Here is a 22,098-nt window from a genome sequence, read left to right on the forward strand (position 1 = left end):
TTGCGTCTGGGTTTTCGTTCTGGGTCCAGCCATGGCGGTGGATAGAACGTCGGTATGCCGTGGACGAGTTTTACTTCCCACTCGCTTTGGTGGATCAGCGTGTGGTGGTGGCGGCAGAGCAGGACGGCGTTGTCGACGGAGGTGTCGCCGCCGTTGGCTCAGTAGTGGATGTGGTGGGCATCGCAGTGCCGGGGTGGTCTGGTGCAGCCCGGGAAGGCACAGCCTCGGTCTCTCGCGACGAGGATTCGGCGGATTCCGGCTGGGAAGGTGCGGGTTTTGCGGCCGATCCTGACTTGGCTCAAGATCGCTGATCTTGGGTAGGGTGCTGGCTGTTGAGCTGCGGTTTCGTCGTGTGAACGGCGAAAATCCGCGCACTAAGCGGCCGGTTCTAGGGGTCTGCCCATCGCTTCCCGGTTACGGCTTCAGCGACAAGCCGGCCGCGCCGGGGGGGATCGAGCGGATATCCGACGCGTGGTGCGAGCTGATGGCCCGGCTCGGCTACCGGCGGTTCGGCGCCCAGGGCAGCGACTGGGGCACCAGCATCGCCACGAGCATCGGTCAACGGCAACCCGATCGGGTCGCCGGCATCCATCTCATGCCGCCGCTCGCACCGCCCGATCCGGCCACGTTGGACGACCTCACCGGTGCCGAGCGGGCGGCGCTCGCGACACTGCGGGAGGCGGACGAATGGGGCTCCGGATACTCGGCGCAGCAGTCGACCCGGCCGCAGACGGTCGGCTACGGGCTGGTCGACTCGCCGGCCGCCCTCTGCGCCTGGATCGTCGAGAAGTTCTGGTCGTGGACCGACTCCGGTGGCGACCTGCATCGGGTTATTACCCGGGATGAGCTGCTCGACAACCTGATGCTCTACTGGCTGCCCGGCACCGGTGCCTCATCCGCCCGGCTGTACTGGGAAAGCCTCCGGCAGGTCAACGAATGGATCTCCGGGTCGGCCGGCGCGCCGGTGACCGTACCCACCGGCTGTTCGGTCTTCCCCGAGGAGCTGCAGCGCCCGTCTCGGCGGTGGGCGGAGCGCCGGTTCCCGAACATCCGGTACTGGAACGAGCCCGGCAAGGGCGGCCACTTCGCGGCGTTCGAGCAGCCGGCGTTGTTCGTCGACGAGGTCCGGTCGTTCTTCCGGCTGGTCCGCTGATGGTCACCCGGACTCGGTAAGCGGCTGGCTAAAGATCAACAAGTGCCCATCGGGTGTCCGTACGTTGAAGTCGCGCATCCCGTAGGGCCGGTCAGCCAGTGGCTCGACGATGTCGGCGCCGCGGGCGCGCAGCTCGTCGTGGCAGGAATCGACGTCGTCGACGACAACCGTCACCCTGGTCGGGCCGACGCTGCTTTCGGCGTACAGGTGGAACTCGGCGGTGTCGCGGATCACGGCCGCGTAGCTAGGTGGGGTCTCCCAGGTGAATATGGTGTCGAATCCGAGCACGTCCGTGAAGTACGACCGCGCTGCCTGCACATCTCGGCACGGCAGCACGGGAACCGCCACCCGCATGACCATTCCGTCACCTTACGTGACTTTGGCTCAAGATCGATGATCTTGGGTAGGGTGCTGGCTGTTGAGCTGCGGTTTCGTCGTGTGAACGGCGAAAATCTGCGCACTGAGCGGCCGGTTCTAGGCTGTCTCTCGTGGCGTATGTGCGCACGGTGAAGACGGCGTCGGGGGGCCAGGGCGGTGCAGATCGTGCACTCCTCGCGTCGCGGGTCGCGGGACATCGAGCACATCGGCTCGGCGCATGACGATGCGGCGTTGGAGGCGCTCAAGGCGGTGGCGAGGCAGCGTCTGGCTGTGGGGCAGCCCGAGCTCGACTTTGGCCCGGACTTCGCGGCGTTGCAGGCCGGCAGTGGTGCTTGTGGTGGGCCGCTTGCGATCACGTCGTCGCGGATGGGGTACCTGTGGGACGCGCTCGGCCACGCCTACCAGCTGTTGGGGTTCGAGGTGGCCGCTGGTGGTGACGAGGTGTTCCGATTACTACCAGTACCGGGCGGACCGGGCTCGGCTCACCCTGCACCGCATCGACGAACAGGTCGCCAAGGCCGAGCAGGCCGTCGCCGACCAGACCGCGGTCAAACGCAACCGGTTCATCCAGCTCACCGGCGCCACCAAGAGTGTCAACCGGACCCTGGAAGCCAAGGCACGCGCCCTTGCCGGCCTCAAAGGCTACGTCGCCAACCTCTCGGACGTCACCGCCGAGTTCGTGATCGACGCCTACCACCGACTGTTCCACATCGAGAAGTCGTTCCGAATGTCTGAACACGACCTACGTGCGCGGCCGATCTACCACCACAAGCGCGAGTCGATCGACGCGCACCTGACGGTCGTGTTCGCCGCCCTGGCCGTCAGCAGGTGGATCGACCAGACCACCGGCTGGTCTATCAAGAAGTTCGTGCGCACCACCCGCCGCTACCGCACCATCAACATCCAGGCCGGCGAGCACACCCTCACCGCCGTCGACCCGCTACCCGACGACCTCCGCGATGCCCTCACCCGCATCCACGACCGCGGTGCGCACTAATTTGAGCCAAGTCAGGTCTCGCGACGAGGATTCGGCGGATTCCGGCTGGGAAGGTGCGGGTTTTGCGGCCGATGTTCGTCGGCTGGGACCGGCCGCCCAGCACCAGGGGGATGACTCCGGCGTTGCACGCGAGCTGGCGGACCTGGCTGGCCGGGATGCGCTCGCCGTTGTCGAGCAGAGCGTCGCCCGTCTTCGCGGCTAGGTCGTCGTAGCTCATCGTCAGCGTCAGGGTGACCGGTTCGCCGCCGTGTTCGGGGAGCTGGTCGGCGCGCAGCATCAGGTCGACCAGCTCGGCCAGGGCATCGCCTTCGCGTTCGGAGCGAGGGCGTGGGTCTGCGCGGTTCTCGACAGCGAGCAGGCCTGGGCCGTGCTCGACGGTGAGCGGGCTTGAGCCGTGCTCGGTCGTGGTCGGGTCTGAGCTGGTGCTGGTGGTGGCGGGGCGGGGTTTGGCCAGCGGGTCGATCAGCGCCTCGTACTTCGCGCCGGTGACCGCGTCCAGCAGCGCCCTGATCTCCAGCATGCCGTCCCTGCGCCAGCGTTTGGCGTGCTGGTTGACCGGGCGCTCCGGCTCGGCGGGATCGCTGGGCTCCGGATCGTTCTGGTAGAGGGTGTAGACGAGCTTGTCGCCCAGTTTGCGGACCGTGGCGGGCTCGAACTGCCTCGCGTAGTCCACCATTGTGGTCTCGTGTTCGGCGGGCAGTTTCTTCATGAACTCGGCGACTAGCGCTACATGGGCGATCGACAACGCGCCCTCGGCTGCGGCCTCGGCGGTCAGCGGAAGTTCCGGGCGATTTCGTTGCCGGTCGGCGTGATCTCACTGCTCAACAGACCTGCATTCGCCACCCATTGCCTGGCGATGTGGAGGTCCCAGCGAACGGCGTCTCGCAGAACGTGCGCCAGAGTTTTGTAGCCGAGCTCGCCCGCTGCCCCGCGCCGTTCCAACTCTGCGGCTTTTCGCATGGCTGAGGTTTCGCGCACCCGCATTTCCTTCACATCATCGGCGAGGCTCTGCAAGAGCTCGTCGGAGGGAAGGAGGCGGATGTCGTTCACGTGTTCGACAATACCGCAAGATCACGACGAGATAACGAGAAAAAGAAGACGCCATTGAGTGAATTGGCCCGCGAACTTGGAGGGCCTCCAAGCTCGCCCCGGTCCCGTCGCAGCTGGTCGTCGGCGGACTCTATGGCTTCAGTGTTGACTGATGTTAATCAATGTCGGCGGCGATTGTCGGTGTGATGTGAAAGCCTGGTGGGGTGTCAAGTGCTTCGCGGTCCCCGGCCGAGGCCTACGCCCACTCCAGGCGCAACGCCCAGCGGCCCAAGCTGACCGACTTCGGCTCCGTCATCTCGTTCGAGCTGGACCCGTTCCAGCGCCAGGCCTGTGAGGCTTTGGAGGACGGTCACGGAGTGCTCGTCTGTGCGCCCACCGGTGCCGGCAAGACGGTGGTGGGCGAGTTCGCCGTGCACCTGGCCCTCTCCGAAGGTCGCAAGTGCTTCTACACCACGCCGATCAAGGCGCTGTCCAACCAGAAGTTCGCCGACCTCACCGCGCGGTACGGGGCGGAGAGCATCGGGTTGCTGACGGGTGACACGAGCGTCAACGGCGGGGCGCCGGTCGTGGTGATGACGACCGAGGTGCTGCGGAACATGCTGTACTCGGGTTCGTCCACTCTGGACGGACTCGCGTACGTGGTCATGGACGAGGTGCACTACCTGGCGGACAGGTTCCGCGGGCCCGTGTGGGAAGAGGTCATCCTGCACCTGCCCGAGCACGTGCAGGTGGTGGGGTTGTCGGCGACGGTCAGCAACGCCGAGGAGTTCGGCGAGTGGCTGGTCGCGGTGCGCGGCGACACGAGCGTCGTGGTGGACGAGCACCGGCCCGTGCCGTTGTGGCAGCACATGATGGTCGGCAACCAGATGTTCGACCTGTTCGAGGGCGACGAGACGCACGCGCGGATCAACGTCCAGGTGTTGCGCAAGACCGAGGAGCTGGCGCGGTACCACGTGCCGTTCAACCGCAACCGGAACCGCGGCAACACCGGACGGCCGAACCGCAACTCCGGGTTCAAGCCGCCGTCGCGCATCGACATGATCCAGCGGCTGGACAACGCGAACCTGCTGCCCGCGATCGTGTTCGTGTTCTCCCGCGCCGGGTGTGACGCGGCGGTGGCGCAGACCGCGCGGGCGGGGCTGCGGCTGAACACGCCGGAGGAGACCGAGCAGGTTCGCCGGATCATCGACGAGAAGACGCGCGAGCTGCCCGAGGCCGATCTGACGGTGCTGGGGTTCTGGGAGTGGCGGGAGGCGTTGGAGCGGGGCATCGCGTCGCACCACGCCGGGCTGCTGCCCGCGTTCAAGGAGACGGTCGAGGAGCTGTTCGTCCGCGGGCTGGTCAAGGTCGTGTTCGCGACCGAGACGCTGGCGCTGGGCATCAACATGCCCGCGCGGACGGTCGTGCTCGAGAAGCTCGTGAAGTACAACGGCGAGGCGCACGTCGACCTCACGCCGGGCGAGTACACGCAGCTCACCGGGCGTGCGGGGCGTCGTGGCATCGACGTCGAGGGGCACGCGGTGGTCGTCTGGCAGCCCGGGATCGACCCCAAGGCGGTCGGTGGGCTCGCTTCCACGCGCACGTACCCGCTGCGGTCGAGCTTCCGGCCCGGCTACAACATGGCCGTCAACCTCGTGCACCAGCTGGGCGCGAGTGCCGCGCGCGAGATCCTGGAGCAGTCGTTCGCGCAGTTCCAGGCGGACCGGTCGGTGGTCGGGCTGGCGCGCCGGATCGAGCGCAACAAGGAGGCGCTCGCGGGCTACGCGGAGTCGATGACGTGCCACCTCGGCGACTTCGCGGAGTACGCGTCGTTGCGCCGCAGGGTCGCGGACCGGGAGAAGCAGCTCGCGAAGCAGAACACGAACGCGCGGCGCATCGAGACGGCCAAGTCGCTGGAGACGCTGCGCAAGGGCGACGTGATCGCGGTGCCGTCCGGACGGCGCTCAGGACTCGCGGTCGTCATCGATCCGGGCATCGAGCCGCTCGGCGAGGCGCGGCCGCTGGTCGTCACCGAGGACCGCTGGTCGGGTCGCCTCACGAGTGCGGACTTCCCGGCGCCGGTCGAGGTGCTCGGCCACATCCGGCTGCCCCGGCAGGTGGACGTGCGCTCGCCCAAGTCGCGGCGCGACCTCGCGTCGTCGATCCGCAACACCGGCATCACGGTGCCGTCGCGCGGGCGCAAGAAGACCACGGCGGACGACGACCCCGAGCTCGCGACGTTGCGCCGGGCGTTGCGCGCGCACCCGTGCCACGGCTGTGACCAGCGCGAAGACCACGCGCGGTGGGGTGAGCGGTACCACCGGCTGCTGGCTGAGACCGAGCAGCTGGAGCGCAAGGTCGCCGCGACCACGCACTCGCTGGCACGTCAGTTCGACCGCATCCGGGCGTTGCTGCGCGAGCGCGGCTACCTGAGCGAGGCCGACGAGGTGACGCAGGACGGCAAGCGGCTGACCAGGCTGTACAGCGAGTCGGACCTGCTCGCCGCCGAGTGCCTGCGCAACGGCGTGTGGAAGGGGCTGAAGCCGGAGGAGCTCGCCGCCGTCGTGTCGTCGCTGGTCTACGAGGCGCGCCGGGACGGTCCGGTCGAGGCGCGGCTGCCGCAGGGGCCGGTGTCGGACGCGATGCTCACGACGGTGCGGTTGTGGGCGGAGATCGAGGACGACGAGCGCCGGCACAAGCTGGAGCGCATCACCCGGCAGCCTGATCCGGGGTTCGCGTGGCCGGTGTTCCGCTGGGCGCGCGGCGAGTCGCTGGAGAAGGTGCTGAGCGCGGCCGAGGCGGGTGGGAACGAGCTCGGAGCAGGCGACTTCGTCCGTTGGTGCCGTCAGGTGATCGACCTTCTGGACCAGATCCGCGAGGTGGTCGGCCGGCAGGATCCCGTCGGGGCCGCGGCGGCCAAGGCCGTCGACGCGCTGAGGCGCGGAGTTGTGGCGATGATGTGACACAGTGGTGCGGCCTGGATCGTCGCCGGGGTAATGCGCGGTCAGACGGGTGCATCGTGGCGCCGCCCCCACGTTCTCATCCTGGTTGGCTGTGGACGTGGGGGCGGGGCCACGAGGTGCCCTGCTGAGCGTGTATTACCTCGCCGACGATCCAGGCCGTACCACTGGCGCCTGACGAAGGTTTTGCGAGTCGGAGTAAAGACTGACGTCAACGGTGTGGTTGGATCGCGCCGCAACGTCGTACACACGGAGGTCGACAGATGAGCAGCCCGTACGGACCGTCCGGAGGGAACGATCCGCAGAACCCCTGGGGCCAGCCGCAACAGCCGCAGCAGCCCTACGGTGGCGGTTTCCCTCCCGGCACACCGTCCGGCGGCTTCCCGGCCCAGAACCCGGGACAGAACCCGTACGGCCCGCCGCAGCCCCAGCCGGGCCAGCAGCAGCCGTACCCCGGTTTCGACCCGTCGCAGCAGCAGACCCAGCAGTACGGCGTGCCCCAGCAGCCTCCGTCGAACCCGTACGGCATGCCCGCGCAGGGCGACCCGTACGGCCAGCAGACGCAGCAGTACCCCGGCCAGCCCAACCCGTACGGGCAGCAGCCGGGTTACGGCGCCCCGGTGCCGCAGAAGAAGTCCAGCGCGGCCATCTGGGTCGCCGCGGTCGTCGTCGTGCTGCTCGTCGGTGGCGTGCTGTTCGCCGGCTTCGTGTCGCCGGCCTTCTTCAAGAAGAAGATCTTCGACAACACGGCCGTGCAGACGGGCATCGTCCAGATCCTGAAGGACGAGTACAAGATCTCCGACGTCGGCAGCGCGACCTGCAGCGGTGAGAACGAGGTCAAGCCCAACACCTCGTTCGAGTGCAAGGTCCAGGTCGGCGGCAAGGACAAGAAGGTCAAGATCGTCGTCAAGACCGAGGACGGCGAGTACGAGGTGGGCCAGCCGACCGGCTGACCTGCCAGGACGCTTCGAGGTAACCTTCTCCCCAGACGCTTCTGGGGGGAAGGTTTTCTTTTGCGCTACTTCGTTTTCCCGGCCGAGGAGCCGGAGCCCAGGTGCCCGCTGGCCGTGGTGCGGGTCGGCGACGACGGCACCGAGGAGGCGTTCACGCGCGACCTGCGCTGGGAGCCCTCGTCCACGCGGCTCAGGCAGACCTTCCGGCGTGACTCGTTCGAGGTCGACGCGGACTGGGCCGACGTGTTCATGATCGACATCATCGAGCAGATGCGCAGGATCCGGTACGGCGATCCCGACTGGCACTTCAGCTGGGGCACGCGCGGCGTGTGGGGTGCTCGGCAGTCCTTGCCGGACATCGATCTCGGCGACGGTGAGGCTCAGCTCGCGCGGCGTGCGCCGGAGCCGTTCCGCTGGTTCGTGCCGGACAACGGGATCGTGCTGAGGGTCGCGGAGGACGGCACCGCGCACCGGTTCACCCTCGAGCTGCGGTGGGAGCCGTCCGACGTCCCAGGCTCAGGGCTGGAAGAGGTGGACGAGGACACCGCGATGGTGCGCGTCGCCGAGGTCGTCGAGCGCATTCGCGAGTCGTGGCAGCGCCACTGGCCGGGGCGGGCCTACTTCGCGATCTTCAAGCAGCACCGGCACGTCACCGACCTGGCGAACGCGCAGTACGTGGTGCGGGCGGACGGCGGCGCCGACTCCCAGCTCGGCGAGTCGTTCAGCCTGCTCAGCGACTGGAGGCCCACCCAGACGTTGCGGGAGTTCGCGGTCGGCAGCGACTTCGGGGAGGTCAAGATCCCGATCGCCGAGCCGGAGGCGGAGCACCTCGTCGAGGTGATCCGCGGGCGGCGTGCGCAGTGGAAGCGGGCGTACGGAAACTGAGGTGCGTTCGCGGTCGTGCTGAGTCACGATCGCGGTCGTGACCGAGATCCGCGTTCTCAGCGACGAAGCGCAGTTCCGCGCCCACCTGGCGGTGTTCCGCCGCGCGATGCACTGGCCGCCCCCGAACGACGAGCAGTGGCAGATCGCTCAGCTGTCGTACGAGCCCGGTCGGGTGCTCGCGGCGTTCGACGGTGACGAGATGATCGGGACCACGCTGTCGTTCGGCTCCTCTCTTGTGGTGCCTGGCGGCGCCGTTGTGCCGCACTCCGCTATCTCACGTGTGGGTGTGCGCGCGGATTACACGCGCCGTGGCGTGCTGACTTCGTTGATGCGCGCGCAACTTGAGCAGCTGCCCGATCCGGTGGCCACGTTGCGTGCGTCCGAGGGCCGCATCTACGGCCGGTTCGGCTACGGGCTGGCCGGGCGGTGGCGGACGGTCGAGATCGACGCCAAGCGCGCGGTGGTCGCGGGGGAGATGACCGGGCGGGTGCGGATGATCGACGCCGACACCGCCGACAAGCTGTTGCCCGAGCTGCACGCGGCGGTCGGGCTGACGCGGCCGGGCCAGATCGGCCGGTGGGTCGGCTGGTGGGCGCGGAACCGGGACAGGAAAACGGATGCGGAGAACTCGGTAGCCGTCGTCCACAGTGGACCGGACGGCGACGACGGATTCATGGTCTACAAGGTGTCCGAGGTGAAGGACTTCAAGCACAAGATGTCCATCGAGGACATGGTGTGGGCGAACGACGACGCGTGGCGCGACCTGTGGATCTACGCCTCGCGGCTCGACCTCGTCGACAAGATCGAGCGCGACCTCGCCCTCGACGAGCCGGTGTCGTTGCTGTTCGACGACCCGCGGGTCGTCTACACCGAGGACGTGAACGACGAGATCTGGCTGCGGCTGGTCGACGTCGAACGCATGCTCCAGGCCCGCACGTACGGCGTTGCCGATCCCGTGGTCATCGAGGTGCAGGACCGGCTGCTGCCCGCCAACGACGGCCGTTACCGGGTGTCGTCCCAGGGCGTCGAGCGGGTGAACGCGCAGGCGGACATCACCATCACGGTCGACCTGCTCGGCGCGGTCTACTTCGGCGACACGACGTTCTCGCAGCTCGCGGCCACCAAACGCATCGTGGGCGCGCGGTTCGGCGAGGCCGACGCGTTGTTCGCCGTGCCCCAGAAGCCGTTCTGCGGAACCTTCTTCTAGGCGCGCCGCTCCATCGCGTTGACCAGGCGCGGCACCGAGCTGCCCAGGCCCCAGCGCTGCGTGAGCTCGCGCAGCCGCTCGGGGTCGGCGGGCACGCGCGGCACCTCGTCGTCGCGGTCCTTGATCACCGGGGCGTCGAGCGCGGTGCGGACGACCGTGGGCGCGGCGGCCAGGTACTCCTCGGCGGCGATGAGGGAGTTGCGGGCCTTGGTGGTGAGCTTGCGGTCCATCGGGTCGTTGACGGCCTTGAGCACCGCGTCGAGCGAGCCGAACTCGGTGATGAGCTTCGCCGCCGTCTTCTCACCGATGCCCGCGACGCCCGGCAGGCCGTCGGAGGGGTCGCCGCGCAGCACGGCCATGTCGGCGTAGGCGGACCCGGCGTTCTCGACCGGCAGCGAGTACTTGGCGGCCAGCTCCTCGGGGCCGAGGATCTCGACCTTGTTCCAGCCGCGCCCGACGTAGAGCACCTTCACCGGCGTCGGCTCGTGGCGCACGACCTGGAACATGTCGCGGTCACCCGTCACGACCTCGACGGCATCGGCCTGCTCGTGGTGGGCCAACGCGCCGATGACGTCGTCCGCCTCGTAGCCCGCCGCCTCGCCGGTGCAGATGCCGGCCGCGTCGAGGACGTCGAGGATGATCGGGATCTGCGGCGTGAGGGTGTCCGGCACCTCCTCGGAGCCGTCCGTCGCGTCCTCGGCGACGCGCTGCGCCTTGTAGGAGGGCAGCAGCTTCACCCGGAACTCGGGCCGCCAGTCGGCGTCGAGGCACGCGACCAGGCGCCCGGCACCGCGGTCGGTGATGACGCGGGCGATCGTGTCGACGAACCCGCGCACGGCGTTCACCGGCGTGCCGTCGGGCGCGGTCATCGAGTCCGGCAGCGCGTAGTACGACCGGAAGTAGAGGCTCGCGGAGTCGAGCAGCACCAGGGGAGAGCTCACAGGTGGACAAGCTACTAGTGCGTCGGCCGCTGACGCTTGTCGGGCGCGCGGCCGGTGCCGTGAGTTGCCTGCTGAGTGCCGAATGCGCCCGGCAAGCATCGCGGTCGACGCACTAGGCTTTCGACCATGGCAACGATCACCGGGCCCATCGACGTGTCCGCGCTCCGTGCGCGGCTTGACCGCGCTTCCGCAGCCGCCGAGCAGGCGGGCGTCGACGCCCTCCTCATCTCGCCCGGTTCGGACCTGCGGTACCTGATCGGTGCCGGTGGCGACTCCTTCGAGCGCCTGACCTGCCTCGCACTGCCCGTGGGCGGCACTCCGACGCTGGTCGTGCCGAAGCTGGAGCAGCCCGGTTACGCGGCGATCCCGACCGACGAGCTGGGGGTCGAGGTCGTCACGTGGGTCGACGGCGAGGACCCGTACGCGCTGGTCAAGGCCGCGATCAAGGGTGACAGGACGGCGGTGGCGGACATGATGCCCGCCCTGCACACCATCAAGCTCGGCCACGCGATCGGCGGCGCTCAGAGCCTCGCCGGGCCGATCATCCGCGAGCTGCGCATGCGCAAGGACGCGTCCGAGATCGACGCCCTGCGCAAGGCCGGCCAGGCGATCGACCGGGTGCACGCGCGCATGGGCGAGTTCCTGCGCGTCGGCCGCACCGAGCGCGAGGTCGCCAAGGACATCGCACAGGCGATCGTCGAGGAAGGCCACACCGTCGCCGACTTCGTGATCGTCGGCTCCGGCCCCAACGGCGCCTCGCCGCACCACCGCGACTCCGACCGCGTCGTCCAGGCTGGTGAGGTCGTCGTCATCGACATCGGCGGCCCGGTCGCCGAGGGCTACAACTCCGACTCGACCCGCACGTACGTGATGGGCGAGCCGACGTACGACGACGTGTGGGACACCTACGCGGTTCTGCAGGCCGCGCAGAAGGCCGCCGTCGAGGCGGTCAAGCCCGGCGTCACGTGCGAGGAGATCGACGCCGTCGCGCGCACGGTCATCGCCGACGCGGGCTTCGGCGAGTTCTTCGTGCACCGCACCGGTCACGGCATCGGGCTGGACGTCCACGAGGAGCCCTACATCGTGAGCGGCAACTCCCTGCCGCTCGAAGCAGGCATGGCGTTCAGCGTCGAGCCCGGCATCTACCTGCCCGGCCGCTGGGGCGCGCGCATCGAGGACATCGTCGTGGCCACCGCCGACGGCGTCGAGTCCTTCAACAACCGACCTCACGAGCTGGTGGTGCTTTGACCCTCGAGCAGATCGACAGAGCGATCCTGAAGGAACTCGCCTCGGACGGCCGGTGCAGCTTCACCGACCTGGCCGAGCGGGTGGGCTTGTCCGTCTCCGCTGTCCACCAGCGCGTGAAGCGGCTGGAGCAGCGCGGCATCGTGAAGGGCTACGCGGCCCGGCTGGACGGCGCCGAGATCGGCCTGCCCATGTCCGCGTTCATCTCGCTCTTCCCGATCAACCCCGCCGAGCCCGACGACTACCCGAAGCGCCTCGAGCACCTCTCGGAGATCGAGGCCTGCTACTCGGTGGCGGGCGACGCCTCGTACGTCCTGCGCGTGCGGGTCGCGTCGCCGACGGCGCTGGAGGAGCTGCTGCAGAAGATCCGCGAGTCGGCGAACGTGTCGACGCGGACGACGGTGGTGCTCTCCACGCCGTACGAGGACCGGCCGCCGTCGGTCTGAGGAATCAGCGGCGCCGGTCGACCGCGATCCAGTTGGTCTCCCAGGACGCACCGCCGTCCTGGGAGAACGCCTGCTCGAACCTCGCCTGGTAGGGGCCGACCCGGTTGATCAGGAAGCGCACCTTGATCGGGCGTCCGCCGAGCTGGTCGTCGCCGTAGAACTCGCCCACGCCGTCGCGGAACCCTCCGTACACCGACGGGGTGAGCAGGCCGTCGCGGATGTTGACGAAGGTCAGGCTCCAGCGCTTCGCCTGCGGTTCGTACAGGCGCATGTTGAGTCCCTCGATCTTCCCCGCCGGACCGGCGACCTTCAGTTCGACCACGTTGGCTCGCTTGTCCAGCAACGGGCGGACGACGGACGTTCCCGAGAAGGTCAGCCATTCGTCCGGGGTCTCCGACAACGGATCTGCGAGCACCCTTACGTCCGTCTGCCAGGTCCCGAGTTCCCAGTCGAAGTCGCCCTGACCGTCGGCGACCGAGGCCGACGCCGAGCCGGTCAGCGCCACGAACGCGGCAAGTGCGGTAAGAATCTTCATGATTCGACTCTCCGACGGAGCCGCGACCATGAACAAGAAGGCACCTGCAGGTAACCGTCCGAACCCGTTGCCGGGCTGCCCGATGGCGGCGGCGTTCGCGGCGATCGGCGGGAAGTGGAAGCTGACGCTCGTGTACTGGCTCGCGCACGGCGAGTCCCACTTCGCCGGGCTGCGGCGAAGGGGTGCGCCGATCACGCCCAAGGTGCTGGCGGAGCAGCTGCGCGAGCTCGAGGCCGACGGGCTCGTCGAGCGCGTGGTCACCGGACCGGTGCCCGCACCCGTCATCTACCGGCTGACGCCTTACGGCACAACGGTTCTGCCCGTCGTGGAGAGCGTCCGGGTGTGGGGCGAGGAGCACCTGCAGCGCACGTACGGCGAGATCGCGCCCAACGAGGCGATGAGCTGTGCCCAGCCGGTCAGCCCTGAACTTGCCCGTCGGCCAGCACCAGCACCCGATCGGCAACCGCATGCACAGCGTCGTGGTGCGTAGCGATCAACACGGCGGCACCTTCGTCAGCGACCCTGCGCAGCACACCCACAGCAGCCACCGCACTTTCCGAGTCCAGGTGCGCGGTGGGTTCGTCCGCCAGCAGCGCGGCAGGCCGAGCCACCACGGCCCGCGCCAACGCCGCTCTCTGCTGCTGCCCGAACGAAACCTGCGACGGATACCGAGCCCCTAAAGAGCCGATTCCCAGCTCTGCCAGCAACCTTGAGACCCCGTCGACCGCACGCCCGGCCAACCTCAACGGCAGAGCGACGTTCTCCTCCAGCGTCAGCTCCGAGGCCAGCCCGAGCGACTGCGGCAGCACAGCGCACTGAGTCCACGCGGCGAGCCCCGGCAGCACTGACCCGCGATCCGGGAAGTCGAACCCGCACAACAACGACAGCAACGCGGTCTTGCCCGACCCGGAAGGCCCGCTCAACGTCACCAGCTCGCCCGCGGACACGGCCAGGTCGACCCCGCGCAGCACGGACACCCCGCCGAACGCCCGGTGCACCCCGGACGCCCGGATCACGACGCCACCAGCGGAATGCACAGGTCCGCCAACGACACCAGCCGCGGATCGTGCGACGCCACCACCGCGGGCACGGGCAGGGAAGCCAACGTCTCCAGCACGAGATCGGCGGACCGGACGTCCAGCTGCGAAGTCGGCTCGTCGGCCACCACTACGGAAGCCCCGCGCGCCAACGCACACCCGAAGGCCAGTCGTTGTTGCTGGCCGCCGGACAGAGCCCCGATGCGCCAGGTAGCGGATCCGTCCAACCCGAGCCGCGCGAGCAACGACAGGTCCGACGCCCCGGCCGCGCGCAGGTTCTCACCTACGGTCAGGTGCGAGATCAGGTTGTCGGACGGGTTCTGGAAGACGACCGCGATCTCCTTGCGCCGCAACGACCTCAGTTCCGCCCACGACAGCAACGAGGTCGGCCTGTCGCGCACGAAGACCTCACCCACCGACGGACGTTCGACCAGGGACAGCACGCGCAGCAGTGTCGACTTACCTGAGCCGGACGGACCGGACAGCACGGTGAGGCCGGGTGCGATCGTCAGCGACATGTCCGTCACGGCCCGCACCGAGCCGTAGGACACCCCGACGCCACAAGCACGGATCACCTGAGCAGCTCTCCCATCCGCGCGGTGCGCACACCGCGCAACGCAAGCCAAGCCGCCACCACGACCACCAGAGCGCCGCACAACACCATCGAACCCAGCAACGGCACCAGATCCGGCAGCATCGGCGACGGGTTCAGCCACGGCGCGGGATCCAGCCGCGGCACGGCGAACCCCGTGCTCACGAACGACGCCACCGCGCCGATCGCCACGGCCAGCAACGCCAAAGCGCCCACTTCGAGCAGATGACTGGACCACAGCACAGACGGGCGCATGCCCATGCGGGTCGACAACGCGCCCGAGACGGCGTTCTGACGGCGGCGCACCTCGATGGCCAGCAACAAAGCCACCGCGGCGACCACGGCCAGCACCACGCCGATCGCGGCGACGAAACCGAAGGTCCACTCCACGGTCAGGAACGGCAGGCCGTCGAGGACCTTCGCGCGGTCGGCGACGTTCGTGTAGCTGATTCCCGCTTCCTGCAACGAAGAAGTCAACGTGGTGAGCGGCAGCGACGACCACAGGTGCCACGAGCCCACCTGCTCGACGGCGGGCACGGACTCGCGCGCCAGCACGTAGCCGCGCGTGCCCAGCTTGGGGAAGGAAGGCAGCGACGCCACCGGTTTGAGCAGCGGCAGGCCCGCGATCTGGATCTCCTGGTTCGCCGAACGCCCGATGCGCAACGCCGGAGCGACCTCGCCGGTCCGGCGCAGGCCCGACAACAGCGAGCGCACCTCCGGAGCATCGTCGACGACAGCCGCGTCGGTGAATGTCGCGGGGTCCACGATCAACGCGCCCGTGCTCACCCCGACGAGAGTTGTGTTGCCCTGCAACGAAGACGGCAGCGCAACGCGTCCGAGAGCGATGTCCTGCGGCACCTGCACCGTGCTGTTGGCGCCGACGTACACGCCGGACTTCGAGTCCAGCGCGGACTGCTGCGCACCGGCCACCGCACTGCCGACGGCGATGGTGCCGACCGCCAGCACACCCACCAGCAGCACGCCGGTCACCGGGCCGACCGCAGCCGCGAGTCGGCGCAAAGCCAGCTGGGCGGCCGGAACCTGCCACCACTGCACGCGATGCGACCACACCAGCGACCACCGCAACACCCGCACCGCCAGCAAAGCCGCCGTCAGCACCACGAGCAGCGGGAACGTCAACGCGGCCACGTCGATCTTCGGCAGCTCGCCGGACTTCAACGCGGGACCCAACCCGTTGTGGGACAACCGAACCCACGCCAGCACGGCCAACCCGCCGACGACCAGCTCCCACGGCACGACAGAAAGCCGCCACGATCGAGCGCGGCGCTGAAACGTCCTGTGCACTCGCCACGACGCCACCAGCACGGTCACCAGCAAGGAGGCCAGCACAACCGCGAGCACGAACCCCGCAGCCACCCAGAGCGTTCCAGCGGCCAGCACCACGCCAGGCCCGTACAAGGGCAGTAGTAATCGAGCAGCCAGGAGCCCGAGCACCCCACCGACCACCAACGGCAAACCGAGTTCCAGAACACCGCGGAACCCCAACGAAAGTGGACTCGCCCCGCGCACCCACAACAGCCGCAGTTCGGAATGCCGGCGTTGAGCCCATTGCACAGTCACGGTTCCCACACCCGCGAGCCCCACCAGCACGCTGATGATCACCAGCGGCAGCAGCGCGGACGACACGTTCCGCTCGGAGGTCCGTGCCGCCGCGATCGCCGACGACAGGCCGTCGACCCGCGTCAACGGCAGGTTCAGCGAGGTCAGGAACGCGTTCCCCTTGTCCCGCAACGCCTCCGCGTCAGCCAGCGTCGAGAGCGGCTCGACGGGGTAGCGCAGCGACACCGAGGCCTTGGCGGAGAAGCCCGGCGGCAGCAGGGCGAGGTCCGAGGCTTGCGGCACCCAGATCACCGACGTGCTCGCACCGTCACCGCCCATCGGGTTCGGCACCACGGTCTTGGACTCCGAGCACCACCACCCGGACACCGGATGCGCGAGGTCGGCGTAGATCGCGGAGACCTTCAGCGGTGACCCGGTGAGCTGATCACCGATCTTCACGTGCGTGGCCGAGGCGATCGTCTTCGGCACCCACAGCCCGGTCCCGCCGCCTTCGAGAACGGTCAGGTGCGACAACGCGTCCGGGCGGTAGCCGAACCGACCCCACGTCGCGAGCCCGTTGAAGTCAGGCCGCGAGATCCGCGTGTAGACCGCTCCCACCGGGCTCTTCGACGCCATCGCGACAGCCGAGTCGAGCGGCACGCCCCCTTCGCTCACCAGCGACGGGTGCACGGCGTGCGGGCACATCCGATCCTGCTGGTACGCGAGAGCCGCGCTGCCCGCGGAGGAGGAGTGCAGCACGGCCGCGGCCACCACGAAGCCCAGCAGCAACGTCGTCGCGATGCTCACCAGCAGCGTGAGCGGGCTCGACAGCGCTGCCCTGGGCGCGGCTCTCCACGGCAACTGCACCAGCGCACGCTAACCGCCGGTCCGTCATTTTGGGAGCCTTTAGGCGGTAACGGAACTCATCACGCCGAAGCGGGCTCCGAACGGATCAACGAGCACCGCGATCCGGCCGATCCCCTCCAACGAATAGGGCTCGACCACTACGTCAGCCTCCGCAGCGGCCGCGTCCGGATCGGCGACCTCGAAGTAGGGCAACCAGTAAGGCTCGCTGTCCGGTACGACCGCGCCGAACATCGCGCCCTCACCGGTGCCCGCGGGCCGGAAGAACGAGCCCGGAGCACCGGGAATCGTGACGATCTCCCACGACAGCACGGTGTTGTAGAAGTTCGCGTCATCGGGCGAGTGCAGTTCGACCCACGTCAGCGACCCGACCGTCGACACCGCGTCGACACCTCGGAGATCGCCCGCCTGCCACACCGCGAACTCGGCGCCGGCGGGATCGGTCAGCTGCGCCATCCGCCCGCTCGTGAAGACGTCGAACGGCTCCAGTCGCACCTTGCCACCGGCGGCGGCAACGGACCGGCACGTGGAATCTGCGTCAGGAGAAGCGAAGTAGACGGTCCACGCGGACGAGGCACCGGGCTCGGACAGCGGTCCGATCGCGGCGACCGTTCGGCCTTCGTGAGCGAAGAAGCCGTAGCCGCCCGCCTCTGGACCCAGCGGCACGTGGGTCCAGCCGAGCACGCGGCCGTAGAACTCGGCGGCGGCAACGGGATCCGGGCTGCCCAGATCGATCCAGTTCGGTGCTCCGGGCACGAAGTCGGTGGTGAGCAAGGAAGTCTCCTCACGAAGGCCGAGGCGCAGGCGGCACAGAACCTACCGCTGCTACCGCTCATCCGCTCACCGCAGTCGAACGCTCACTCATCGCTCATGAGGTTCCCTCAACAGGTAACAAGCTTTACCTTTTGTCGTCATGGCCACTCTGCGCGACGAAGCTCTGATCAGCTCGCTGTGGGAGACGCACGGCGCGGCGCTGCTGGCCTACGCGACCAGGGTGCACGGCACGAAGGCCGAGGACGTGGTGCACGACGTGCTCGTCCTGGCCTGGCGCAAGGCGGACGACCTGCCCGACGGCAAGATGGCCGCGCGCGCCTGGCTGCTCGCGAAGGCCCGCAAACGAGGGTTCGTTCCCGTTTTGTTCCCGCAGTGCCGGCGCACTGCCCAGTACGCCTAGTCCCAGCTCCAGCGGATGCCGATCCAGTTCACGGACACGTTCGTCTCGAAGTGGTGCACGGAGTTCGTGTGGTCCAGCGCGAGATCCGCCGTCCGGTGCGGCTCCGACTCCTCCCAGTCCTGCAGGTAGAGGTGCGGGTCCGAGGGCAGCGCGGCCGGGTCGAAGTGCACCTCGATCAGGCTCTGCGCGAGGAAGCACCGCACGCCCTGCGCGTACTCGAAGCTGTCGAGCTGGGTCGGGTCGTGGACGACGAACTCGAACACCCACGTCTCACCCGCCTTCAACGGCCGGTCGAACAGCAGCTCGTCGACCGTCACGTGCTCGGTCTCGTTGCGCGCCGACCGGCCGACGCGGCAGTTGCGCACCGGTTCCTGCACGACGTCCGAGGCCCGCACCGAGTCGTCGCCGAAGTAGTGCGCGTAGAAGCGGTCGACGCCGTCCTGGCGCGCGCGGGCGACCATGCTCACGTGGATGCGCGACGCGTGCCTTTCGGCGTCGACGAAGACCCTGTCGTGGCGGGAGATGACCTCCAGGTCGTTGGTGTTGAAGCCGGGCATCATGCCGGGGACGACGTCCGGCCAGCCGTTCGGGCCGGACTGCTCCAGCAACGTGATCAGTGAACGGTTCGGCACCTCCAGCAGCTGCTCCAGCACCGACACCGCGCGCAGCGACTTCGGCGAGATCGGGCGGACGCGGCCCTGCTGCCAGTCGCTCAACGTCGACAACGCCACCGCCACGTCCTGCTGCGCCAGCCGTAACCGCAGCCGCTCGAGGGTGAGGCCACGCCTGCGGATGGCCGCGCGCAGCGCCGAGTGGAACGGTCCGATGCGCAACAGCGCTTCCAGACTGGGGGTGGTCACAGGACAGAGCGTAACGACTAGAGCGAGAAGCCTTCCGGGAACGGATCGGTGGCGTCGAGGAGGTACTGGCCCATCCCGGTGATCCACGCGCGACCGGCCACAGTGGGCAGTACCGCGGTGCGGTCGCCGAGCTGGACTTCCTCCAGCAGACGGCCGATGAACCTCGTGCCGATGAACGACTCGTTCACGAAGTCTGCACCGATTCCGAGCTCGCCGCGTGCGTGCAACTGCGCCATGCGCGCGCAAGTGCCTGTGCCGCACGGGGAACGGTCGAACCAGCCGGGGTGGATCGCCATCGCGTTGCGGGAGTGGGCGCCTTGTTCGCCCGGCGCGGTGAACTGCACGTGCTTGCAGCCGCCGATCGCCGCGTCCACAGGGTGCACCGGGCGGTTCGTCGCGTTGATTTGGTCCATAATGGATAGACCGGCTTTCAGGATCCGGTCCTTCTCCGCTCTGTCGAACGGGATGCCGAGCTGGTCGAGCGGCAGGATGGCGTAGAAGTTGCCACCGTACGCCATGTCGTAGCGCACCTCGCCGAGTCCCGGCACGTCGACCACCGCGTCCAGCTCGTGGGCGTAGGCCGGGACGTTGCGGATCGTCACCAGCTTCGTGCGCGTGTCGTAGTCGGCGAGCACGAGGCCGGCCGGGGTGTCGAGGCGAACCGTCGTGACGGGCTCGGTCACCTCGACCATGCCGGTCTCGACCAGCACGGTCGCCACGCCGATGGTGCCGTGGCCGCACATCGGCAGACAGCCGGACACCTCGATGTAGAGCACACCCCAGTCGGCGTCCGGGCGGGTCGGCGGCTGCAGGATCGCGCCGCTCATCGCCGCGTGCCCGCGTGGTTCGTTGACCAGGAACCTGCGGATGTGGTCGTGGTTCTTGATGAAGTTCAGGCGCTTGTCGGCCATGGTCTCGCCGGGGATGACGCCGACGCCGCCGGTGATCACGCGGGTCGGCATGCCCTCGGTGTGGGAGTCGACCGCGCTGTAGTACTTGGCGAACCTCATGACGTTGCCAGCTTCATGTCGGCGTCGACCTGGGCGCGCTGTTCTTCGGTCAGGGGCCCGCGCGGGGGTCGGCACGGACCGCCGTAGCGGCCCACGAAGTCCATGGAGTGCTTGATGGCCTGGACGAACTCGGTGCGCGAGTCCCAGCGGAAGGCGGGCACAAGCCGTTCGTAGAGGGTTTTTGCTTCGGTGAGCTTGCCCTGCTGTGCCAGGTCGAACAGCTCGGTGCACTCGGCCGGGAACACGTTGGGGTAGCCCGCGAACCAGCCCGTCGCGCCCATCAGCAGGCTCTCCAGCACCACGTCGTCGGCGCCGGCCACGACGGTGAGGTGCGGGGCGGCGGCCTTGATCTCCAGGACGCGGCGGACGTCGCCGGAGAACTCCTTCACCGCGACGACGTGCTCGATCTGGCCCAGCTCCGCGATCAGGTCCGGCGTCAGGTCGACCTTGGTGTCGATCGGGTTGTTGTAGACCATGATCGGCAGGCCGGCCTTGGCGACCTCTTCGAAGTGGTGCACGACCTCGCGGCGGTTCGCCCGGTACATCGTCGGGGGCAGGCAGAGCACGCCGTCGGCACCGTCCTCGGCTGCCAGCTCGGCCCAGTGGCGGGCCTGGTGGGCGCCTACGCCGTGCACGCCGATGACCGCGATGCCCTTGTTCTTGACGGCCGCGATGGCGGTTTGGGCGACTTCGCGGCGTTCGGCGTCGGTGAGGGAGGAGTACTCGCCCAGCGAGCCGTTCGGGCCGACGCCGCGGCAGCCGTTCTCGACGACCCACTGGCAGTGCTCGGCGAACTTGTCCAGGTCGGGGCGGAGTCCGGCAGGGGCTGTGGGGTCTGGGGCGTAGGGGAGAGCGGTGGCGACGATGACGCCGTCGAGACGTTCACTCATTGCTGTTCCTCCGGGAGATCGGCGAGTTCGCCAAGGGGGATCGGGACCGCGATCACGCGGCGCTGGCCGTCGAACGGGATGCCGGTGAGCTCGGACGCGTTGCGCGCGCAGATCCGGCCCTGGCAGCGGCCCATCGCGACCCGGCTGGTGAGCTTGAGCTCGCGCATGCTGTGGGCGTCGGCGAGGTCTTCGAGGGTGACCTTCTCGCAGCGGCACACCGTGGTGTCCGCGTCGAGCCACGTCCGCCAGCCCGGCTGGACGGCGTGGGTGCGGGCCAGTGCTTCGGCGAACAGGCGGCCCCTGCGGACGGCTTCCACGGCTTCGGCGGGCGGTTCCTGGTGCGCGGCAGTGGCTCCGGCGACGACGCCTTCGGCTTCGGACAGGTCCGCGCCGCCGATTCCGGTGACCTCGCCGGCGGCGTAGACGTTCTCGACGGACGTTCGCTGGCGTTCGTCGACGTCGAGGAAGTCGTTGGTGCGCTTGGCGTTCGGGACGAGGTCAGTGCGCGGGAGGAAGCCGTAGCCGATGCACACGAGGTCGGCGTGTTCGGCGCGGTGGCTGACCGGGTTCCAGTGGCGGTCGAGCTTCGCGACGGTGACGCGGCTGCCGTGCTTGGCGATGACGGCGGTGCGGGTTTCCAGGTGTGTCAGGACTTTGCGGTACCGGGCGAGTTCGGCGATCTTGTGGCGGTTGGCGAGGACGGCTTTGGTCTCCCGCGCCCAGGCGAGTGGGGAGTTGGCTTCGTAGACGCCGACGAGGGTGGCGCCTAGGTCGTGGAGGGCTGCGGCCACGGGGAGGAGGAACGGGCCGGTGCCTGCGACGATGACGCGTTCGGCGAGGGTGACGCCCTGCTTGGCGAGGGCTTGGGCGGCGCCCGCGGTGATGACGCCGGGGCCGTCCCAGCCGGGGAAGGGGAGAGGGCGGTCGTAGGCGCCGGTGGCGATGATCAGCGAGTCGAAGGCGAGGAGGCGAGGGCTGCCGGGGCGAAGGGCGGCGCCGGTGGCCGGAGGGCCGGGACGGGAGGTCTGGGCCGGTCGCGCCTCGGTGGCCCTCAGATGAAGCGAGTTCCCTTCCACCATCCAGGCTTCGGTGTTCCTCAGGTGCGTGACCCCGGGGTGGCTGAACTTGGCCCGTCCGCGGAGGTACTGGCCTCCCGCGTCCGGCTCCGAGTCGACCATCGTCACGTCCGCGCCCGCGTCGGCAGCCGTTCGTGCGGCGGCCATGCCTGCCGGTCCTGCCCCTACGACCACGATTCTCATGGCTGGGTCCTGATCTCGTCGCCGTCGCGCAGCTGGTGGCGGCACGCGCGCACCTCGGGCACGCCGTTGATCTCCGCGACGCAGCCGAAGCAGACGCCGATGCCGCAGAAGAACCGTCCTGGC

The 22,098-nt window shown here is 68.8% G+C and carries 23 protein-coding genes and 2 pseudogenes; 11 read left to right on the forward strand and 14 right to left on the reverse strand.

The features are described 5' to 3' along the window. The coding region (locus tag AB0M24_RS11225) for a hypothetical protein (RefSeq protein WP_363764347.1) at positions 1-311 on the forward strand (311 nt) is incomplete at its 5' end. 41 nt (positions 312-352) lie between these two features. After that, positions 353-1,153, forward strand: a complete 801-nt coding sequence (locus AB0M24_RS11230) for an alpha/beta hydrolase (protein WP_363765709.1) — start codon at positions 353-355, stop codon at positions 1,151-1,153. Positions 1,154-1,156: 3 nt separating this feature from the next. On the opposite strand, the gene AB0M24_RS11235 is transcribed toward AB0M24_RS11230, so the two are convergent. Continuing rightward, positions 1,157-1,513, reverse strand: a complete 357-nt coding sequence (locus tag AB0M24_RS11235) for a VOC family protein (protein WP_363764350.1) — start codon at positions 1,511-1,513, stop codon at positions 1,157-1,159. A 174-nt stretch (positions 1,514-1,687) separates the two neighbouring features. Between AB0M24_RS11235 and AB0M24_RS11240 the strand changes: the two are divergent. Further along, positions 1,688-2,528 (forward strand): annotated as a pseudogene (locus AB0M24_RS11240) (hypothetical protein). On the opposite strand, the gene AB0M24_RS11245 reads toward AB0M24_RS11240, so the two are convergent. Then, positions 2,497-3,303, reverse strand: a complete 807-nt coding sequence (locus AB0M24_RS11245) for a DUF222 domain-containing protein (RefSeq protein WP_363765712.1) — start codon at positions 3,301-3,303, stop codon at positions 2,497-2,499. The pseudogene AB0M24_RS11240 and the gene AB0M24_RS11245 overlap by 32 nt on opposite strands. Continuing rightward, positions 3,300-3,578: a hypothetical protein gene (locus AB0M24_RS11250; RefSeq protein ID WP_363764353.1), complete on the reverse strand. Its 279-nt coding sequence runs from the start codon at positions 3,576-3,578 to the stop codon at positions 3,300-3,302. The genes AB0M24_RS11245 and AB0M24_RS11250 overlap by 4 nt, the downstream gene beginning before the upstream one ends. Before the next feature lie 203 nt (positions 3,579-3,781). Here AB0M24_RS11250 and AB0M24_RS11255 point away from each other — a divergent pair, with 203 nt between their 5' ends. From AB0M24_RS11255 to AB0M24_RS11270, 4 genes are all read left to right on the forward strand, one after another. Continuing rightward, the gene (locus tag AB0M24_RS11255) at positions 3,782-6,520 is read left to right on the forward strand and encodes a DEAD/DEAH box helicase (RefSeq protein ID WP_363764356.1); all 2,739 of its coding nucleotides are present in this window, start codon (positions 3,782-3,784) and stop codon (positions 6,518-6,520) included. Between the two features lie 260 nt (positions 6,521-6,780). Continuing rightward, positions 6,781-7,470 (forward strand): DUF4333 domain-containing protein, encoded by a 690-nt coding sequence (locus AB0M24_RS11260; RefSeq protein WP_363764359.1) that lies wholly within the window; start codon positions 6,781-6,783, stop codon positions 7,468-7,470. A 60-nt stretch (positions 7,471-7,530) separates the two neighbouring features. After that, complete coding sequence (locus AB0M24_RS11265) at positions 7,531-8,355, forward strand: hypothetical protein (protein ID WP_363764362.1); 825 nt, start codon at positions 7,531-7,533, stop codon at positions 8,353-8,355. Positions 8,356-8,392: 37 nt separating this feature from the next. After that, the gene (locus AB0M24_RS11270; protein ID WP_363764365.1) at positions 8,393-9,562 is read left to right on the forward strand and encodes a GNAT family N-acetyltransferase; all 1,170 of its coding nucleotides are present in this window, start codon (positions 8,393-8,395) and stop codon (positions 9,560-9,562) included. Here the strand turns inward: AB0M24_RS11270 and AB0M24_RS11275 are convergent. Then, complete coding sequence (locus tag AB0M24_RS11275; RefSeq protein WP_363764368.1) at positions 9,559-10,503, reverse strand: 5'-3' exonuclease; 945 nt, start codon at positions 10,501-10,503, stop codon at positions 9,559-9,561. The two genes, AB0M24_RS11270 and AB0M24_RS11275, sit on opposite strands and share 4 nt — an antisense overlap. Positions 10,504-10,629: 126 nt before the next feature. Between AB0M24_RS11275 and AB0M24_RS11280 the strand changes: the two genes are divergently transcribed. Beyond that, positions 10,630-11,751, forward strand: a complete 1,122-nt coding sequence (locus AB0M24_RS11280) for a Xaa-Pro peptidase family protein (RefSeq protein ID WP_363764371.1) — start codon at positions 10,630-10,632, stop codon at positions 11,749-11,751. Next, on the forward strand, positions 11,748-12,194 hold the full coding sequence (locus AB0M24_RS11285) for an Lrp/AsnC family transcriptional regulator (protein ID WP_045313945.1): 447 nt from the start codon (positions 11,748-11,750) through the stop codon (positions 12,192-12,194). The genes AB0M24_RS11280 and AB0M24_RS11285 overlap by 4 nt, the downstream gene beginning before the upstream one ends. 4 nt (positions 12,195-12,198) lie before the next feature. On the opposite strand, the gene AB0M24_RS11290 is transcribed toward AB0M24_RS11285, so the two are convergent. Then, on the reverse strand, positions 12,199-12,729 hold the full coding sequence (locus AB0M24_RS11290; protein ID WP_363764375.1) for a hypothetical protein: 531 nt from the start codon (positions 12,727-12,729) through the stop codon (positions 12,199-12,201). On the opposite strand from AB0M24_RS11290, the gene AB0M24_RS11295 reads away from it, so the two are divergent. Further along, positions 12,728-13,219 carry a helix-turn-helix domain-containing protein gene (locus AB0M24_RS11295; RefSeq protein WP_363764378.1) on the forward strand — a complete coding sequence of 164 codons (492 nt, stop codon included), beginning with the start codon at positions 12,728-12,730 and terminating at the stop codon, positions 13,217-13,219. The genes AB0M24_RS11290 and AB0M24_RS11295 overlap by 2 nt on opposite strands. On the opposite strand, the gene AB0M24_RS11300 is transcribed toward AB0M24_RS11295, so the two are convergent. From AB0M24_RS11300 to AB0M24_RS11315, 4 genes are read right to left on the reverse strand one after another with little or no spacing between them, the layout of a single operon-like run. After that, positions 13,146-13,742 carry an ATP-binding cassette domain-containing protein gene (locus AB0M24_RS11300; protein ID WP_363765715.1) on the reverse strand — a complete coding sequence of 199 codons (597 nt, stop codon included), beginning with the start codon at positions 13,740-13,742 and terminating at the stop codon, positions 13,146-13,148. The genes AB0M24_RS11295 and AB0M24_RS11300 overlap by 74 nt on opposite strands. Beyond that, the gene (locus AB0M24_RS11305) at positions 13,742-14,341 is read right to left on the reverse strand and encodes an ATP-binding cassette domain-containing protein (RefSeq protein WP_363764381.1); all 600 of its coding nucleotides are present in this window, start codon (positions 14,339-14,341) and stop codon (positions 13,742-13,744) included. Before AB0M24_RS11305 ends, AB0M24_RS11300 begins: the two co-directional genes overlap by 1 nt. After that, a complete protein-coding gene (locus tag AB0M24_RS11310) occupies positions 14,338-16,785 on the reverse strand; it encodes an ABC transporter permease (RefSeq protein WP_363764385.1) in 2,448 nt (815 codons plus the stop codon). The genes AB0M24_RS11305 and AB0M24_RS11310 overlap by 4 nt, the downstream gene beginning before the upstream one ends. Before the next feature lie 39 nt (positions 16,786-16,824). Continuing rightward, positions 16,825-17,556 (reverse strand): VOC family protein, encoded by a 732-nt coding sequence (locus AB0M24_RS11315; protein ID WP_363764388.1) that lies wholly within the window; start codon positions 17,554-17,556, stop codon positions 16,825-16,827. A 139-nt stretch (positions 17,557-17,695) separates the two neighbouring features. On the opposite strand from AB0M24_RS11315, the gene AB0M24_RS11320 reads away from it, so the two are divergent. After that, positions 17,696-17,956, forward strand: a complete 261-nt coding sequence (locus tag AB0M24_RS11320) for a sigma factor (RefSeq protein ID WP_363764391.1) — start codon at positions 17,696-17,698, stop codon at positions 17,954-17,956. Here AB0M24_RS11320 and AB0M24_RS11325 read toward each other — a convergent pair. The 5 genes and pseudogenes from AB0M24_RS11325 to AB0M24_RS11345 all read right to left on the reverse strand — a co-directional run. Next, a complete protein-coding gene (locus tag AB0M24_RS11325) occupies positions 17,953-18,816 on the reverse strand; it encodes a hypothetical protein (RefSeq protein WP_363764394.1) in 864 nt (287 codons plus the stop codon). The two genes, AB0M24_RS11320 and AB0M24_RS11325, sit on opposite strands and share 4 nt — an antisense overlap. A gap of 17 nt (positions 18,817-18,833) precedes the next feature. Beyond that, positions 18,834-19,826, reverse strand: coding sequence for a proline racemase family protein (locus AB0M24_RS11330; RefSeq protein ID WP_363764398.1), 993 nt, complete (start codon positions 19,824-19,826; stop codon positions 18,834-18,836). Continuing rightward, a complete protein-coding gene (locus AB0M24_RS11335) occupies positions 19,823-20,716 on the reverse strand; it encodes a dihydrodipicolinate synthase family protein (RefSeq protein WP_363764401.1) in 894 nt (297 codons plus the stop codon). The genes AB0M24_RS11330 and AB0M24_RS11335 overlap by 4 nt, the downstream gene beginning before the upstream one ends. Then, a complete protein-coding gene (locus tag AB0M24_RS11340; protein ID WP_363764405.1) occupies positions 20,713-21,975 on the reverse strand; it encodes an FAD/NAD(P)-binding oxidoreductase in 1,263 nt (420 codons plus the stop codon). Before AB0M24_RS11340 ends, AB0M24_RS11335 begins: the two co-directional genes overlap by 4 nt. Continuing rightward, positions 21,972-22,085, reverse strand: a pseudogene (locus AB0M24_RS11345) (2Fe-2S iron-sulfur cluster-binding protein); the annotation flags it as partial. The gene AB0M24_RS11340 and the pseudogene AB0M24_RS11345, both read right to left, overlap by 4 nt. Positions 22,086-22,098: the final 13 nt, after the last annotated feature.

The organism is Lentzea sp. NPDC051838 (assembly GCF_040681245.1).
Taxonomy (GTDB): Bacteria; Actinomycetota; Actinomycetes; order Mycobacteriales; family Pseudonocardiaceae; genus Lentzea.